Genomic DNA, 16,809 nt, shown 5'->3' on the forward strand with positions numbered 1-16,809 from the left:
GAGAATCCCGAAATACAGGCAGGCGGTGACACCCACGACGTGCCGATCCTACGAACGCCGGCACGCCGGCCGTCGCCGGGGAGACCGTGCGACCGGGAACGAACCGTCGCCGCATCCCGCTGCCGTCCGCCAGGCGGTCACCGCGGACGGCATCGCCCTCCGCCGCGCTTCGGCGGTCAGGAGGGCACTCGCAGGCTCAACGCCGGGGTTCCTCAAACTTGACGGCGGTGATGTCCGCGCCGTGCTGTTCAGCGCGTGCTGTGGGGAAAGGCCCGTGGTCTTCCACGACTTCGCCGTCCACGACGCCCTCGTCCGTCACTCGGAGCGACGGTTCCGCCAGTGGCAGGCCGGCGAGGTGCTTCTTGAGTCTCTTGGCCATCGGAAGGTAGGTCGCGAAGGTGAGGGTGCCGGAGACGGCGGCACCGACGAGGGGGATGGCCTTCGAGACGCTCTTCGCGAACGACTGCTTCGTCATCTCGACGCCCAGGTAGCCGGCGACCTTCTTCACGATCGGATAGATGAGGCCCTGGGTGAGCGCCTTCTGCGGCAGCTTCTTGGCGACCTGCTCCGACATCATGCCCGCGACCTTCCCCACGGCGGCGTTCGCCGACTGGGTGCCGAACATCACGCCGAAGAACAGCGTGAGCACCCCCATGGTCGCGTCGTCGACGTCGTCGCCCTCGTCGGAGAACAGATCGGGCCAGCTGTAGAGGTAGGCGAGTTTCTGCGCGATGCGCAGCATGTGGCCGAAGTACTGGGCCACGTCGGCGGGCACGGTGGCGGGGAGGGCGAGGACACCGGGTATCCCGGCAGCGGCGGAGAGAGCACTGACCTTGGCGGTCTCGTAGCGGATGGAGTCGCCGGCCACCTTGTCGAGAATCTCTACAGGTATGCCTGCCGCAGCGGGGGTCTCCTCTATCGCTTTCCGGATCTCCTCCTCGGAGCAGCGGCGAGCCAGCGCGCTTCGGAGGTACGTCTCCCTGTTGATACGCACACCCGGAAGCCTGGCTGCGCTCACCAGCACCGCGGAGAAGCGCGACTCGGGGTTCTCGATCCCCTTACCCTGTTTCATGGCAGGAACCTACAGTGGCTCCGCGCTCCAAGGGCCTGGTCAGACCGGCTCCGTTGAGACCTCGTTACCTGAGTGCCGGTGGGGTGCGGGCAGGGTCCGCCACGGTGCCGATCGCCTCCGGGAAGGCGCCCCCGCCGAGAACCTGCGCCTCCACCGGACGTCGACCGTCATGACAGCCGACACCGGCATGGCGCGGCGGGATGCGCAGGGCCCTCGACAAGCACACGCCCGCCGGGAGACCCTGCCATCGGTGCCGCCCCTGTCAGAGCGCCGCGAACTCGACGAAGGCGGTCCACGCCGTGGGCTGTACGGTCAGGGCGGCTCGGGTTGTGTCCTTGGAGTCGCGGACGTGGACCCTGCCGGGGCAAGCAGCCACTTCGACACACTGACCACCCTCAGCGCCGCTGTAGCTGCTCTTGACCCAGACAAGCGCAAGCGCGGGAACGCACTTTGCTTCAGCGTTCATCTCTCTCCCAACAGCTTCTCGATGAAGGCCAGAGACTCACTCGGAGTGAGAGCCTGCGCTCGGATGATCCCATAGCGCGCGGACAGCGCATGGACCGTGTCTCGCTCCGTGACCAGTGTGCTCCGGCCTTGAGCCTCCATGTAACCGACCTGTTGCGCCTGCCTTGGCTTCAGCAAGGTGAACGCGCCATCGACACCCGCATTGTCCTCGCGATCGAGCGGCATCACCTGAAGCTCGACGTTCCGCTTCTGGCCGAGCAACAGCAGTTGCTCAAGCTGCCCACGCCATACCTGCTGACCGCCAAGCGGCCGCCGCACAACCGGCTCCTCCATGACGAAGCTCAGTAACGGGGCGGGCCATCGGTCAAAAATCTCCTGTCGTGCAAGCCGCGCCGCAACGCGCTGCTCGATGGTCGCCTCGTCCAACAATGGCCGCCGCATCGCCAGCAGAGCTCGCGTGTACTCCTCTGTCTGCAAGAGGCCGTTGACCACGTGGGTGTCGTACACGTAAAGCTCGACCGCCTCGGCCTCCAACTTGGCGGCATCCCGGAAGAACGCCGGATACTGGGCCCGAGCCACCTCCTCCTTGCTCGCGCTCAACACCCCGCTCGCATCAAGCACTTCGTCGGCCTGGTCGATGAACCTCGGCGGCGGAATACGTCTCGCCTGCTCGAACGCCGCGATCGTCGAGGCCGAGTATCCGGTCAGCGAACCGAACCTCGCCCGGTCCATCCCCGCCCGTTCCCGGAACAGCTTCAACTGCCGCCCGAACACGCTCAGGACGCCCGTCCCGACCTCGTACTCCGGCTGCTGAACCTCGTCGTCCACGCCGCGACTCCTCCCGTACGACCACCACGGCCACCGGACTCCACCCGCCCAACACGCAGCCCGGAGACCGGTCACGCCCGACACCGCCCACAAGCGCACCGCCGACGCGTACAGCCCGCACCCGTCAGGGCATCGCTCCTGTTCAACGCTACGCAGAGTCCGCAACCGTTGACCGTATGGATGCAGCAACTCCCCCGAACGGGCATATGCCACGACACCCCGCACCCGAACGCGAGTTCACCATGCGCTTCACCTCGACGCCACGCGGCGCCCGCCTCGCCCGCCGACTCGTCTCGCACCGCCTGAACGACTGGGGCCACCCGTACACGACGCCGGTCAACGAGACGCTCACGCTCATCGCGGCGGAATTCACCGCCAACGCCGTACGCCACGGCCACGTCCCCGGCCGGGACTTCCACGTCCGGCTCACCCTGTCCGATGACACGTTCCGCATCGAGGTGACCGACACCCGGGCCGAGAAGCAACCCCCGTCGACGCCCCCGACCACCGACTCCGCATCCGAGTCCGGCCGCGGTCTCCTCCTCGTCGCCGCCCTGGCGGACGACTGGGGCATCACCCCTCGCCCGGCCGCCCCCGGCAAGACGGTCTGGGCGGAACTGCGTGTACCGACCGGAGGCCGCCCGCGCAAGCACGCGACGGCCCCCGGTCCTGCGGACTCGGCATCAGCGCACGAGCCCGGCACCGGGCCCTTCCGGCTGCTTCTCCACTGCGGCGCGACGGCCTCGGGTTGCGGCCGGAGGCTGCCGGTTACGGAGATCGTCGTCCGTGAGTCCGCGTCGCAGAGAGGATCTGGTCCGTGACCTTCTTCCGACGGCCGCGCAGGGTGAAGGCCGTGTCCTTCAGGCGAAGCCGCCGCACTCGAGGTCCAGGCCGTGCAGCGGCCCTCTGTTGCTTGCCCGATCGGGTTGAGCACGGGGTGCGCGCAGGTGTCGACATGGCACAGGGTGGGATCGTCCTCGTGCGGAGTCGCCTGGCTCCACTGCTTCGGCTCCACCACGACGTACGGATGCACCCGAGAGTACCTGGCAGCACCGGCACGATCGCCCGCAGCGGCCACGCCCATGCGCACCCACGTTCGGGTGACAGCGCCGGGGGCGGGCCTTCGGCAGGGGTATGGCTGGTCCCATGACCACGCAGAACGCGATCGACTGGCCCGAGAGGTTCCTGCCCGGCACCGGCGACAACTTCGTGTCCAACGAGGTGATCGTGAAGGGTGTCACCGCGGCCGGGGTCTGGCGCCATCTGACCGACACGTCCACCTGGGAGTCGTACTACGACTGCATCGCCGAGGTCGCCTTCCCCGAGGGCGGCGGGCCGGTCCTGAAGGACGGGCTGGTGTTCACCTTCGAACCCGTCGGCGTCCTCGCCGTCCTCACCCAGCACGCCCGGGTCGTCGAGTGCCGCGCCCCGCAGGAGGGCGTCCCCGGCCGGCTGTCCTGGACCGCGGGGCAGAACGGCACGCCCGAGCAGCGGCTGGAGGTGCTGCACGCCTGGCTGGTGGAGGACCTGCCCGGCGGCCGGGTGCGTGTCCTGACGCAGGAGACGCAGATCGGGCCGCCCGCGGTCGAACTGGCCCGGCAGGTCCCCGACCCGATGCTGAACCGGCATCAGGCATGGCTGACCGGCCTGATCGACGCCGCCTCCGGCGGACTCGCCCCCTGATGCGCGGGGAGGTGCGCGGCTGGCTGCCGTGTCTGCTCAGCGGGGCGGTGTTCGCCGTGTGCATGGCCGGCACCACGCTGCCCACCCCCCTGTACGGCCTGTACCAGGAGAAGTTCGGCTTCTCCGAGCTGACGGTGACCGTCGTGTACGCCGTCTACGCCTTCGGTGTGATCGGGGTGCTGCTGCTGGCGGGCAACGCCTCGGACGCCGTGGGCCGGCGTCCCGTGCTGCTGTGCGGGCTGGGGTTCGCGGCCGTGAGCGCCCTGTGCTTCCTCGGGGCGACCGCGCTGGGCTGGCTGTACGTGGGGCGGCTGCTGTCCGGCCTGTCGGCGGGGCTGTTCACCGGGGCCGCCACGGCGTACGTGATGGAGCTGGCCCCGCGCGGCGGCTCCCAGCGGGCGACCTTCGTGGCGACCGCCGCCAACATGGGCGGGCTGGGCTGCGGCCCGCTGCTCGCCGGGGTGCTGGCGCAGTACGCCGACCAACCCCTGTACCTGCCGTTCGCCGTGCATCTCGTGCTGGTGGGCGGTTCGGCCCTCGTCCTGCTGTGGCTGCCCGAGACCGTGCGGGAGCGGCGGCCGCTGAACACCGTACGGCCGCAGAAGCCCGGGCTGCCGCCGCCGGTGCGGGCCGTGTTCGGGCCGGCGGCGGCCGCCTCGTTCGTGGGGTTCGCGCTGTTCGGGGTGTTCACCTCGGTCAGCCCGTCGTTCCTCGCGCAGTCGCTGGACGTGCACAACCGGGCGGTGAGCGGGCTGGTCGTGGCCCTCGCCTTCTTCTCCTCGACCGCCGGGCAGCTGGCCGTCGGGCGGGTGGGCGTGGGGCGTTCGCTGCCGATCGGCTGCGCGGGACTGCTGGCCGGGCTCGCGCTGCTGGCGGGGGCGCTGCGGTGGGATCTGCTGCCGCTGGTGGTGCTGAGCGCGGTCGTCGGCGGGGCCGGGCAGGGCCTCGCGTTCCGCGGGTCGCTGTCCGCGGTGACGCAGGCGGCGCCCGCGGACCGGCGTGCCGCGGTGGTCTCGGCGCTGTTCGTGGTGGCCTACGCCGGTATCTCGGTCCCGGTCATCGGCGTGGGCCTGCTGGTGGGGCCGCTCGGGCTGGAGGGCGCGGGGCTGGTGTTCATCACCTGCATGGCCCTGCTCGTGTCGGCGGCGGGCGCCTATCTGATGCGGCGTCCGGTGCCCGCCCCGGAACCGGAGACCGACGGTGTGCGCTAGGGCCCTTCCGACGGATCTCCGCGGCGGGGCGGCGGCCCCGGGGGGCACGGGGTGAGCGGGCAGGGGCCGCCCTCGGCGGCGGTGCGCGGGCTCGATCCGCTGGTCTCGCTGTCGATGTGCGTGCAGGCCGGGCCCGGGGTGTACGCGCTGCTGCTCGGGGCGGGCATGTCGCGGGACGCCGGGGTGCCCACGGGCTGGGAGATCGTCACGGACCTGGTGCGCCGGGCCTCCGTCGCCGCCGGCGCGGACGAGCGTCTCGCCGTCACCGACCCCGAGGGCTGGTGGATCCGCCACGGGGACGGCACGCCGCTCGGCTACTCCTCGCTGCTGGAGGCCCTCGGCGACACCCCGGCCGCACGGCAGCGGCTGCTGCGGGCGTACTTCGAGCAGGGCGAGGACGACCGCGGGGACGGTCTGAAGCAGCCCGGGGAGGCGCATCACGCGGTGGCCCGGCTGATGGCGCGGGGCTGGGTCCGGGTGGTGCTGACGACGAACTTCGACCGGCTCACCGAGCAGGCGCTGGCGGCCGCCGGGGTGCAGCCGCAGGTGGTGCACAGTCCGGACAGCCTGCGCGGCATGACCCCGCTCGCCCACGCCCGGGCCACGGTCGTCAAGCTGCACGGCGACCTGACCGATCTGGAGGCCCGCAACACCGAGGAGGAACTGGCCGCGTACCCGGCCGCCTGGGCCGGGCTGGTGGACCAGGTGCTGGAGGAGTACGGGCTGATCGTCTGCGGCTGGTCCGCCCAGTGGGACCGGGCTCTCGCCGCCTGCTTCGAACGCCGTGCCACCCGCCGCTACCCGGTGTTCTGGTCCGCGCCCCACGGTGTGCAGGGCAAGGCCGCCGAACTCGTCGCCCGGCACGAGGCGGTGGTGGTCGGGGGCCTGACCGCGAAGGAGTTCTTCCCCGGCCTGCTGGACCGTGTCGAGGCCCTGGACCGGCTGGCGGAGCCCGCGCCGGGGCGGGAGCTGGCGCTGGCCCGGCTCAAGCGCGCGCTGCCCGACCCGGTCCGCCGGCTGGAGCTGCACGAACTGGTGGACGCCGAGGCGGCGCGGGTCGCCGGGCGCCTCACCGGCCCCGGCCGGTACCCGTCCGGTGAGCGGCCCTTGGACCCCGGGGCGTGGCGGGATCTGCTGGAGCGGTACCGCGACGACTGCGACACGCTGCTGCACCTGCTGGCCGTGGGGGCCTTCCACGACGAGGCCGGGCTGCACACCCGGGTGTGGGTGCGGGCGGTGCAGCGGCTGCTGGACCTCCCCCGGCCCGAGGGCGGCGGGCCGGAGCCCCAGCTGTGTCCGGCGCTGCTCGCGCTGGCCGCCGCCGGCAGCGCCGCGCTCCTGGCCGGACGCGACGAGCTGTTCGGCCGGCTGCTGCTGGAGCCGGTGCGGGCTCCCGGCTCCGCGCCCGGGCCCGGCTCCCGCGGGGCCGCCGAGCCCACACCGGCCGTGCTGGCGCTGCGCACCGGCGACGTCCTCGGCTCCGGCGACATCGCCGACGCGCTGCCGCCCGGCGCCTGGCTGCGGGAGGGGCTGCGTCAGGTGCTGGCCGAGCCGGCCGCCGACAGCGACCGCGCGGTCTCCGAGGCGTTCGACACGTACGAGTACCTGACCGCGCTCCTGCAGGCCGACCTCTCCCAAACCCCGGTGGCACTGGGCGAGTTCACGCACCCGGACCGCTGGGACGGCGCGGGCCGGCTGCGGGTGGCGGAGCGGGTGCAGGCCCGGTTCTCCGACACCTGGCCCCTGCTGCGCAGCGGTGCGTTCGGCGGTGAGATCCAGCGGGCGCACACGGCCGCGGCGGTCGTGGACCTCCAGTGCGCCGAGCACTGCACGGAGCCGGTGGGGCGGCATCCGCGACGGTGACGTCGTGTCTCCTTCCGGTGGCGGAGTGTGAGGGGCGGTCCTAGCGTGGAACGCGCGTGCGCATATGCGTACGGCATACGCCGAAGGAAAGGGCATCCACCATGACGGACATCGTCACCGACAACACCTTCACGATCACCATCTGCGACGTCCCGGTGCGCCTGCCGCACAAGGACGACGGGGAATGGTCGCTGCGCGAGGTTCTCGCGTTCGCTCCCGGCAACTCCGACTGGCATCTGAAGAAGGTGTGCGTCGAGAAGTGCACCGGCGGCTGCGCGCTGCTCCCCGAGGGGACGATGCTGGAGATCCCCAGTGACAACGCCATGGAGATCCGGTTCATAGCCCCGGCGGAGGTGGAGAGACGGCGGACCGAGGGCCGCCTGTGGCTGGACGACCCGGCGTGAACGGCCGGGCATGAACGGCCGGGTATGAACAGGTCGGGCGTGAACGGCCGGGCGCGACCGTTCACGCCCGTACGGCACCGGTCCGGGGCACTCCGTCGGCCGGGGTCGCCCCGGTGACGATGCGGTCCTGGAACTCCGCGTGGCAGAACTGGTAGACGGGCCCGACCCGTCTGAGCACGCTGAGCGCCCGGGCGTCCTCCATGAACGACAGCGGACGACTCGGCAGCCGCCGGGCCGTGGCGAGCCTCAGACCGGTCTCCCGGTACGCGAAGTACGCGGTGCCGGAGACGGCCAGGAGCCCGGCGGCCAGCCCGATCGCCGCATTCGCCTCCAGGGTCTCCAGTCCGTGGGCGACGACGGTGACGGCCCCGATGTCACTGGTCGCCAGATGCGCCTGCTGGGTGACGAACCACTTGGCCAGGGGCGGCACCAGGGCGACCGCCATGAGGACGGCGGCCGCCGTGCGTTCTCCGCGCAGGGTGGACTGCGGTGTCTCCTGTTCGAGGTCGGCCGGCACCCGTGCCCAGCGCAGCACGGCCAGCGCCAGCCCGAAGAGGACGCCGAAGAAGGCGCCGAACCCGGCACACGCGAGCGGCCTCGTCCACACGGGGACCGTCGCGTCCCACGTCGTGACGAAGCACAGGACGATCCCCAGTCCGACACCGATCAGCAGCCCCCTGCCGACGCAGGCCGGGACGAGCCCGCCCAGGACGCGCACGGGGGCGCGGACGTCCAGCCGTGTCGGCCGGGAGGTGCCGCCGGACAGGTTCAGGCCCGCCATGACTCCGGCGATCAGCAGGAAGACCCCGGCACGGAAGGTGGCGCGCCGGCTGACGAAGGCCACGTCCTCGGAGAGCGCGACGAAGGAGAGGCCGGTGGCGGGCTGCCCGGCCGCCTGCCGGAGCGGCATGTAGACGAGGAGCCCGAAGGCTTCCGCGCCGACCCAGAAGAGGACGATGAACAGCAGGATCCTCCGCACCTGGGCGCCCCACCCGCCCGTCGTGTGCGGACCTGGCCGCAGCCTTCGGCGGAGTGCCGCGGCGCACCGCGCGCCCAGGGCCAGCAGCACCATGAGAAGGACCCAGGCCGCACCGGCCTTGATCCCGGTGTACGGCGGCACGATCACCTCGACGTCCGTGTCCGCGCGTTCGAAGGCTTCCGCCCAGTACTCCACGACCGCCCCGATCAGGACCGCCAGCGGAAGGACGACCGCGCATCCGGTCCCGATCCGCCGCACGGCCCGGCCGACGGCGGACGGCCCCGGCCCCGGCCCCGGCCCCGGCCCCGGCAGGACCCTCGCCGCCGGGTCGCCGCCGCCGGAGGCCAGCCGGATCGTCACCGTCGCCGCGACGGCCGTGCCCAGCGTGACGGCCAGGAAGCAGCCCAGCCGTGCGAGCGGGGAGAGCACCCAGTGGAAGTGGTCGCCCGCCATGCATCCCGCCCCGAGCCCGATCACGGCCCCCGCCACGGGTCCCGACAGGGGGCCCGCCGGGTCCGGCCGCAGTGCGCGGTGGAGTTCCCACCAGGCGATGTCGTCGGTCTCCTGGCGTTTGATGTGTGCGGCGAGGAAGGCGAGCGCGGTGCGGGCGTCGTCGGGATGCCATCGTGCGGCGGCCGTGCGGCGGGCGTCGGGGACGGACGGGTCCACCGGCGCCGTCTCCGCGGAGAAGACCGCGGGGACCAGCGCGTCGAGCAGATGGTGCTGGAGGCCGACCGCGTCGGTGAAGCGGACGAGTTCGGCCGGGTCGCTCGACGGCGCCGCGTAGACGGTGCGGGCGAGCCAGACGTTCAGCGGCACCGACAGGGCCCGGGCGACGGCGCCCTCGGGCCGGCCCGTGAGGTCGTCGAGCACCGGCTGCCAGGCGGCGCCGCGCCGGGGCGGTACGGCGCTGCGCAGGTAGTCGGCCACGTCCGCCGCCTCCACCGGAGCGGCGACGACGACCGCCGCGGCGGTGATCACGTCCGTCTCCGCGACCAGGCGGCGGAACTCGTCCCGGCGCGAGGTGAGGACCAGCGGGCCGTGCACGGCGACGGCGTGGTTGACGGCCGCCAGCGCCCCGGGCCGCAGCTCGGCGGGCAGTTCGTCCAGGCCGTCCAGCACGGGCAGGACACGCCCGTCGGCGACGAGCTTGCGGGCCGCGTCGCGTCCGTACGCCTCCTGGTTGCGCAGCGCCGGGTAGTCCTCGTGGATGCGGCGTGCCATCCAGTCGAGGAGCGGTTCCCTGCGGGGGTTCCACGGCGCGAGGTCCAGCAGGACCGGGACGGGTCCGCCGGGTTCGGGGTCGCGCAGCAGTTCCTGGACGAGCAGGATCGCGAGAGCCGTCTTGCCGGCGCCGGGGTCGCCGAGGATCACCAGCCGGCGGCGCGGCAGGGCGCGGAACGCGGCGGCGAAGGCGTGGATGTCGTCGCTGCGGCCGGACAGGGTGCGGCCGACCATCCGCACATGGTCGCCGGCCTCGGTCTGGCCGCTGCGCCAGCGCACCGCGAGCGGGTGGGGGTCGAGCAGGCCCTGTGCGGCGGCCTCCTCGGTCCACTGGCGGCGCACCATGGCCGCGAGCGCCTCGGCGGCCTGTTCCAGCTCGGTCCGGGTGGCCGGGGTGGCGGGCCGGGAACGGTGCCACGACCAGCTGCACAGGCCGACGGTGGCCGAGACCAGCACGCTCAGGGAGGACGCGGCGGCCTCGGCGTCGGCGCCGATGACGACGGCGACGACCGTGCCGAGGACCAGGATCGCGACGACGCCGACCGCCCAGGGCCACCGCGTTCGCTTGCGGGGCATGGCTATCCGGCCTCGTCGATGGCGTTGCGGAACAGGCAGAGCTTGGCGTCCTCGGCGAGGAAGTACTTGTCGACCTTGTAGGCGATGGTCGCGAAGTCGAGTCTGCCGTCTCCGTTGAAGTCGCCGATGGCGATCCGCGCGGCACTGTCGGAGGACACCCGCCACTTGGCGAAGACACCCGCGGCGATGTCCAGGCACTTGTAGTAGAAGACGCCCTGCCAGGGGTGGGGGCCGCGCAGGGCGACCAGGAACTCGTCGTCGCCGTCGTTGTCGAAGTCGGCGCAGACGATCTGGTGGCTGGGGCCCTCGCCGAGTTCGTTGGGGTCGCCGAAGACGTCCAGCACGACCCGCCGCCAGGTCGCCTCGGGCACGGGGGTGCCGGGGGTCTCCTTGATGTAGGCGGCGACGGTGTTGCCGTGGAAGGGCTCGGTGGCCACGACGTAGGCGTGCGGGTCGTCGCCGATGCGTCCGGCGCCGACGTCGCCGCTGCCCTTGAACCCGGTCCGCTCGAACCGCCCGTGCTCGCCGTCGCCGATGTGCGTGGTGGTGAACCGGTGCTTGCGCTCGTCGTGGTGCAGCCAGGTCACGCCCTCCTCGGAGGCGAGGAGGATCGAGTCGAGGTGTTCGCTGCCGGGCAGCGGGTTCGGCTGGATCTCCACGCCGTGGATCATGCGGAAGTGGGCGTCGTCGAGGATCCGCTTGTGCCAGGGCCTGCGGACGTCGCCGTCGGGGCTGAACAGCACCACGGGGACGAGCGCGTGGACGTGATGGGCGCCCACGGTGGGCAGGGCCATCAGTTCCGGCCGGCGGGTCTGGGTGAAGTGGCCGAGGCGCAGCCGGTGCATGGCGGTCTCGCGGCCGATGTAGTGGCGCTTCCAGCGGGTCTCGGAGTCGAACTTGCCGGTGTTCTCGATCCAGTCGATCTTCCCGCCCTGGGGGTCGGGGTCGTCGATGCGGCCGCGTGCGCCGTACAGCTCGTAGCAGACGACGATGTCGGGGCGGCCGTTGCCGGAGATGTCGCCGAAGTGGGCGCCGATCGGCATGTGGAAGCCGTCGGCGACCAGCCGCTTCTGCCAGCCCGGGTTCTGGTACCAGTACAGCTCGCCGAGGTAGAGGCCGTGGCCGACCAGGTCGGGCCGGGTGTCGCCGTCGATGTCGGGGGCCTCCAGCCAGTAGCCCTCGATGAGGTCGTCCTCCAGGACCTCGCGGTCGAACCGGGGGAGGCGGATGCCGAGGGGGGTGCTTGCGCCCATGAGGGGTGCCTTTCAGATGAGGTGGGGGGTGGGCCGGCCGAGGGCCCGGGCCAGGTAGTCGCGGGCGGTGCGGGCGTAGTACAGGGGCGGGTGACCGCCGTGGGGGTCCTGCTCGGCCTCCACGACCAGCCAGCCCCGGTAGGACTCGCCCGGGCGGAGGAGCTTGAGGACGCCGTCGAAGTCGATGTCGCCGTCGCTGTCGCCGGGCACGGTGAAGACGCCCGCCTCGATGTACTCGCGGAAGCTGCCGTCGGCGAGGGTGCGGTCGGCTCGGACGGCGCCGCGGACGTTCTTCAGATGGACGTGGACGATCCGGTCGCGGTGCCGCTCGATCAGCTCCGGCAGGTCGGCGCCCGCCCAGGTGAGGTGGCCGGTGTCCAGCAGCAGACCGACGTGGCGGGGGTCGGTGTGGCGCATGAGGCGGTCGACGTCCTGCCCGGTCTGGACGCCGGTGCCCATGTGCGGGTGGTAGGCGAGGGTGAAGCCCTGGCGTGCGGCGATCTCGCCGGCCTTGTCCAGTCCGTCGCAGAGGTCGGCCCACTGCCCGTCGGTGAACTCCGGTCTGTTGCCGCGCAGGCTGAGCGCCTGGAGGTGGACGGACCCGCCGAACTCGGCGACGCCGATGACGCGGGCCGGCACCGGCGGGCCGCCGGCGTTGAACCGCTGGAGGAACTCCAGCACCTTCAGCAGCTCACGGGCGGTGCGTGCGGGGCCGTCGGGCACGGTGAAGTACGTGCTCACCCAGGGTTCGCTGACGCTGAGCCCGCGCAGATGCATCGCGGCGGTCAGCGCGTCGGCGTCGGTGGTGAAGGTGTGGCCGATGCTGCACCCCTCGAACCCGGCGAGCGCGATCTCGCTCAGGCACTGCTCCATGGGGATGTCGTTGCCGATGAGGGGGAAGTCGTCGTTGGTCCAGCAGGTGGGGGTGATGCCCAGATGGATGCCGTCCGGGCGTGCGGCGGTCTGTGCCGGCATGGTGGGTCCAGGGTTCGGGGAGTCAGTGTCCGGGGTGGCCCTTGACGATGGTGTCGGCCGCGTGCAGCGCCATGGCGACGCTGGTGAGGGTGGGGTTGGAGGCGTTGCCGAAGGGGTGCAGGCCGTTGCCGCCGAGGTAGAGGTTGTCGATGTGCCACACCTTGGAGTACTCGTCTACGACGCTGTCCAGCGCGCTGCGGCCCATGCGGGTGGTGCCCGCGATGTGCAGGGGCAGGCCGGGGGTGAGGAAGACGGGTTCGGAGCCGGGCAGGAACCCGCCCAGCGCGGCGGCGGTGCGCAGCATGTGCTCGTTCATCCGGTCCGCGGCTGTGCGTTCGGCGTCGTCGAGGCGGAAGGCGAAGGTGGGCTGCGGCATGTCGAAGGTGTCGCGCAGACGGCGGGAGAAGGTGACCCGGTTCTCCGGGCGGGGCCGGGAGATGCCGAACCAGCGCAGGTCGACGATGAGCCGGGGGTCGACGTTCGGGGGCACGGCGCCGTAGGTGAAGGCGTCCCGGTGGATCTGGCAGTGCCAGGGGCGGGTGTCCGTCACCAGCAGGGCCAGGTTCGGGTCGCGTTCGTCGGGCGGGAAGGGCACCGGGTCGGCGCACTTGTCGCCGGAGTGCAGCCGCTTCAGCTGGGCGGCACGATGGCGTGCGACGCGTCCGGCCGCGGCGTCGGCCGGGTCACCGGCGTGGCGGGAACCGGCGCGCAGGATCTCCTCGACGTGGTCCATGTGCCGCTGCTGGAGCACCACCTGGCAGAAGGCCAGGGGCTGTTCGGTCAGGAAGCGGCCGAGCGCGGGCAGCGTGACCCCGGAGTTGAACAGCAGCTGCGGGGTGGGCACGGCCCCGCACGCCACGACGTACGTGTCCGCGCGCAGCCTGATCTCCTCGCGTACGTCGCGCAGATCGCGCACCACGGCGTACCGGACCTTCTGGTGCTTGTCCGAGCCGGTGATCTCCAGGCGGACGCACTGGTGCTCGGGCAGCAGGGTGAAGGAGCCCCGCGGCGGGGTGTGGGCGGGGTCGGCCAGGTCGCCGAGGACGGTGTCGGCGGCCGACCAGGTGACCGCTCCCGTGCGGGCCGAGTCGGCGCGGTCGCGGACCGCGAGCGGCAGTTCGGTGACGTCGGCGAAGTCCTCCCCGGCCTGCTGGAGCACCCGTCCGACCAGGAGGTGGCGGGCGGAGGAGGCGAACACGGAGGTGCTGCGGGCGAGGAGGGCCTCCGCCTCGCCGTAGAGGCGGTCCATCTCCTTGTCGTCGATGGGGTAGCCCTGTCCGTCGTGCTGCCGCTCCACCTCGGGGTGGAAGCGGGGCACCGCGCAGGTCCAGTGGGTGGCCATGCCGCCGACCGCGTAGGTGGCCGCAGCCGCGGGGAGGTTGAGGTGCCCGCGCTGTTCCGGGTTCTGGTTGCGCATCGAGAACCCGGCGTACTTCTCCGGGTCGTAGGAGAACGCCGAGGGGTCGAGGGTGAGCACCGGCTCCCGGTTGGTGGCGGTCGACAGGGGCAGCAGATGGCCCTTGATGACGGAGACGAACAGATCGGTGTTCTTCTGGAACAGGTAGCTGTTCTTGAGGTGTTCGCCGTAGCGGCGGGAGAGCTGGGCCCCGGCGTCGATCATCAGGACGTGCCGTCCGGCCTCGACGAGCCGGCGGGCGAAGGTGCACCCGACGGGGCCGCTGCCGATGACCAGCACGTCGGCCTCGCGGGGCGCGGGCGCGGCGGTGTCGCTCATGGACGTCCTTTCGCGGTCTCCGGGGCGGAGGGGGTTGCGGCACCGGGGCCGTCGGCGTGGGGGAGGTCCGTCGCGCCGTCGAGCCGCAGCGCGCTGTCGACGAGGCCGACCATGCTGAACGCCTGCGGGGTGTTGCCGAGGTGGCGGCCGGTCGCCGGGTCGTACTCCTCGGCGAGCAGGCCCACGTCGTTGCGCAGGTCCAGCAGCCGCTCGTACAGCTCGGCGGCCTCCTGCGGGCGGCCGGTGCCGTGCAGGGCGTCGACGAGCCAGAAGGTGCAGACGAGGAAGGTGGCCTCGGCGCCGGGCAGGCCGTCCACCGCGCCGTCGGCCCCGGGCAGGTAGCGCCGCAGGAAGCCGTCCTCGCCGAGCTCCCGGCGCACGGTGTCGACGGTGCCGCGGATCCGCGGGTCGTGCCAGGGCAGGAAGCCGACGCGGGGCAGCAGCAGAAGGGCCGCGTCGACGCCCTTCGAGCCGTAGAACTGGGTGAACGTGCCCCGTTCGGCGTCGAAGCCCTCGGTGCAGATCTCCTCGTGGATGCGGTCGCGCAGTTTCTCCCAGCGGTCCACCGGGCCCCAGCGGCCGTGGTGCAGCACCGAGCGCACGGCCCGGTCCAGGCCGGCCCAGGCCATCGCCTTGGAGTGCACGAAGTGGCGTGGCGTGCCGCGGACCTCCCACAGGCTGTGGTCGGGCTCCTGCCAGTTGCCCTCCAGGAAGTCCAGCAGGGCCAGTTCCATGTTCCACGCGGTGTCGCTGGCGGGCATCCCGCTCTCGCGGCCCAGATGGAGGGAGGTGAGGACCTCTCCCCACACGTCCAGCTGGAACTGCCGGGTGGCGGCGTTGCCGACTCTGACGGGGCGTGAGTTCTCGTACCCGGAGAGCCAGTCGAGCTCGTACTCGGGCAGCCGCCAGGTGCCGTCGAGGCCGTACATGATCTGGAGGTCGGCCGGGTCTCCGGCGACCGCGCGCAGCAGCCAGTCACGCCACTGCGTGGCCTCCTCCAGGTAGCCGGTGCCGAGGAGGGCCTGGAGGGTGAAGGTGGCGTCGCGCAGCCAGCAGAAGCGGTAGTCCCAGTTGCGGGAGCCGCCGAGCTGCTCGGGCAGGGAGGTGGTGGCCGCGGCGAGGACGCCTCCGGTGGGCTGGTAGGTCAGGGCCTTGAGAGTGATCAGGGAGCGGCGTACGGCGTCGTCCCAGCGCCCGCGGTAGCGGCACCGGTCCGTCCAGGTGCGCCAGAACCGTTCGGTGGCCTCGACGGCGGACAGCGCCTCGACCGGCTTGGCCCGGCTGACGAGGTGGGAGGGCTTGTGGGTGAGGACGAAGGGCACCCGCGTGCCCGCCTCGACGGTGAACTCGGCCCGGGTGGTGAGGTTCTCGCCGTACACCTCGACCGGGGTGTGCAGCCAGAAGGCGTCGGGTCCCGCCACCGCGCGCAGTCCGCCTCCGGCGCGGTGCACCCAGGGCACGATCCGGCCGTAGTCGGGGCGCAGTCTCAGGTCCATCCGCATGGTGACCCGTCCGCTGAGCCCTTCCACGAGCCGCACCACGTCGGCGGCCTCGCCGCGCAGCGGCATGCAGTCCACCACGCGTACGCCGCCCTCGGCGGTGTGCCACTCGCTCTCCAGGACCAGCGTGTCGTGGCGGTACCGGCGCCGGGTGGCGGGGCCGGCGCCGGCGGGGGCGAGCAGCCAGCGTCCGGCGCTGTCGTCGTGCAGCAGGGCGGCGAAGCACGCGGGCGAGTCGAACCTCGGCAGGCACAGCCAGTCGATCGACCCGTCCCGGCCCACGAGCGCACCGGAGTGCAGGTCGCCGATGACGGCGTAGTCCTCGATGGCGCTGACCATGGCGGCACTCCCCTCGGCCGCGTCCGGCGGGCTCGCGCCTGCGCGCAGGGGCGACCGCGGATGCGTGGACGGGTGAACAGGACGATGGGTCACCGCGGGGGTGGTGCCGGGAAAGGCCGGGGACCCCTGCGCGGGCGACTGCCTGGGCATGGGCCGCAGGCGCCTTCTTCACGGTGGCACAGGGCAGCGGAATGAGCGACTTGTCATATGCCTGTGACATACGGAGGAATATGTCGCCGGTATGGGCCCGGGCCGCCGCCCGGGGTACCCGGCAGGCGGACGGCGGTGCCGGACCGCCGCCCGGAGAGCGCGGAGGTGCCTCACCATGGACGATCGGACCCCCTCCCGGGCCGAGGGCGAGGCGGAAGAGGACGTGCGGGACGTGGAGGACCTCCCGCTGCCCGGCGACCCGCTGCCGTCACAGGCGGAGGGCGAGCGGTACGAGGAGGACGAGGAGGAGGGAGACGACTGGGAGGGGGACGACTGGGAGGGGGACGGCTAGGAAGAAGGGACGGCCGGGAGAGGGCCGGCGAGGAAGGGAACGGCCGGAAGCGCGGCCGAAAGGACGGCCGGGAGGGGGCAGCCGGGAGGGGGTAGCCGGGAGGACGGCCGGGAGGACGGCCGGGAGGACGGCCGGGAGGACGGCCGGGAGGACGGCCGGGAGGACGGCCGGGAGGACGGCCGGGAGGACGGCCGGGAGGAC

General features: G+C 72.5%; 14 protein-coding genes. 6 read left to right on the forward strand and 8 right to left on the reverse strand.

What is annotated here, in order from left to right:
• Window positions 1–196 precede the first annotated feature (196 nt).
• From ACIQGV_RS15985 to ACIQGV_RS15995, 3 genes are all read right to left on the reverse strand, one after another.
• A complete protein-coding gene (locus tag ACIQGV_RS15985; RefSeq protein ID WP_402494948.1) occupies window positions 197–1,072 on the reverse strand; it encodes a hypothetical protein in 876 nt (291 codons plus the stop codon).
• Window positions 1,073–1,334: 262 nt separating this feature from the next.
• A complete protein-coding gene (locus ACIQGV_RS15990; protein ID WP_402494950.1) occupies window positions 1,335–1,538 on the reverse strand; it encodes a DUF397 domain-containing protein in 204 nt (67 codons plus the stop codon).
• Window positions 1,535–2,365: a helix-turn-helix domain-containing protein gene (locus tag ACIQGV_RS15995; RefSeq protein WP_402494952.1), complete on the reverse strand. Its 831-nt coding sequence runs from the start codon at window positions 2,363–2,365 to the stop codon at window positions 1,535–1,537. Before ACIQGV_RS15995 ends, ACIQGV_RS15990 begins: the two co-directional genes overlap by 4 nt.
• Window positions 2,366–2,541: 176 nt before the next feature.
• On the opposite strand from ACIQGV_RS15995, the gene ACIQGV_RS16000 reads away from it, so the two are divergent.
• The 5 genes from ACIQGV_RS16000 to ACIQGV_RS16020 all read left to right on the forward strand — a co-directional run bounded on the left by ACIQGV_RS16000 (window position 2,542) and on the right by ACIQGV_RS16020 (window position 7,526).
• A complete protein-coding gene (locus ACIQGV_RS16000) occupies window positions 2,542–3,186 on the forward strand; it encodes an ATP-binding protein (protein ID WP_402494954.1) in 645 nt (214 codons plus the stop codon).
• Window positions 3,187–3,511: 325 nt separating this feature from the next.
• Window positions 3,512–4,048: an SRPBCC domain-containing protein gene (locus tag ACIQGV_RS16005; RefSeq protein ID WP_402494956.1), complete on the forward strand. Its 537-nt coding sequence runs from the start codon at window positions 3,512–3,514 to the stop codon at window positions 4,046–4,048.
• The gene (locus ACIQGV_RS16010; protein ID WP_402494958.1) at window positions 4,048–5,259 is read left to right on the forward strand and encodes an MFS transporter; all 1,212 of its coding nucleotides are present in this window, start codon (window positions 4,048–4,050) and stop codon (window positions 5,257–5,259) included. The genes ACIQGV_RS16005 and ACIQGV_RS16010 overlap by 1 nt, the downstream gene beginning before the upstream one ends.
• A 51-nt stretch (window positions 5,260–5,310) precedes the next feature.
• Window positions 5,311–7,122, forward strand: a complete 1,812-nt coding sequence (locus ACIQGV_RS16015; protein ID WP_402494960.1) for an SIR2 family protein — start codon at window positions 5,311–5,313, stop codon at window positions 7,120–7,122.
• Between the two features lie 101 nt (window positions 7,123–7,223).
• Window positions 7,224–7,526, forward strand: coding sequence for a hypothetical protein (locus tag ACIQGV_RS16020; protein WP_402494962.1), 303 nt, complete (start codon window positions 7,224–7,226; stop codon window positions 7,524–7,526).
• Window positions 7,527–7,587: 61 nt separating this feature from the next.
• Here ACIQGV_RS16020 and ACIQGV_RS16025 read toward each other — a convergent pair whose 3' ends face one another.
• From ACIQGV_RS16025 to ACIQGV_RS16045, 5 genes are read right to left on the reverse strand one after another with little or no spacing between them, the layout of a single operon-like run.
• A complete protein-coding gene (locus ACIQGV_RS16025) occupies window positions 7,588–10,305 on the reverse strand; it encodes a hypothetical protein (RefSeq protein ID WP_402494964.1) in 2,718 nt (905 codons plus the stop codon).
• A gap of 2 nt (window positions 10,306–10,307) precedes the next feature.
• On the reverse strand, window positions 10,308–11,558 hold the full coding sequence (locus ACIQGV_RS16030) for an FG-GAP repeat domain-containing protein (RefSeq protein ID WP_402494965.1): 1,251 nt from the start codon (window positions 11,556–11,558) through the stop codon (window positions 10,308–10,310).
• Between the two features lie 12 nt (window positions 11,559–11,570).
• The gene (gene iolE / locus ACIQGV_RS16035; RefSeq protein ID WP_402494968.1) at window positions 11,571–12,533 is read right to left on the reverse strand and encodes a myo-inosose-2 dehydratase; all 963 of its coding nucleotides are present in this window, start codon (window positions 12,531–12,533) and stop codon (window positions 11,571–11,573) included.
• Window positions 12,534–12,555: 22 nt separating this feature from the next.
• On the reverse strand, window positions 12,556–14,268 hold the full coding sequence (locus ACIQGV_RS16040) for a GMC oxidoreductase (protein ID WP_402494970.1): 1,713 nt from the start codon (window positions 14,266–14,268) through the stop codon (window positions 12,556–12,558).
• Complete coding sequence (locus ACIQGV_RS16045; RefSeq protein ID WP_402494973.1) at window positions 14,265–16,106, reverse strand: glycoside hydrolase family 15 protein; 1,842 nt, start codon at window positions 16,104–16,106, stop codon at window positions 14,265–14,267. The genes ACIQGV_RS16040 and ACIQGV_RS16045 overlap by 4 nt, the downstream gene beginning before the upstream one ends.
• Before the next feature lie 325 nt (window positions 16,107–16,431).
• On the opposite strand from ACIQGV_RS16045, the gene ACIQGV_RS16050 reads away from it, so the two are divergent.
• Complete coding sequence (locus tag ACIQGV_RS16050) at window positions 16,432–16,608, forward strand: hypothetical protein (protein ID WP_402494975.1); 177 nt, start codon at window positions 16,432–16,434, stop codon at window positions 16,606–16,608.
• Window positions 16,609–16,809: the final 201 nt, after the last annotated feature.

Origin of the sequence: Streptomyces sp. NPDC093094 (genome assembly GCF_044754345.1) — a bacterium.
In the GTDB taxonomy this organism is placed as follows: Bacteria; Actinomycetota; Actinomycetes; order Streptomycetales; family Streptomycetaceae; genus Streptomyces.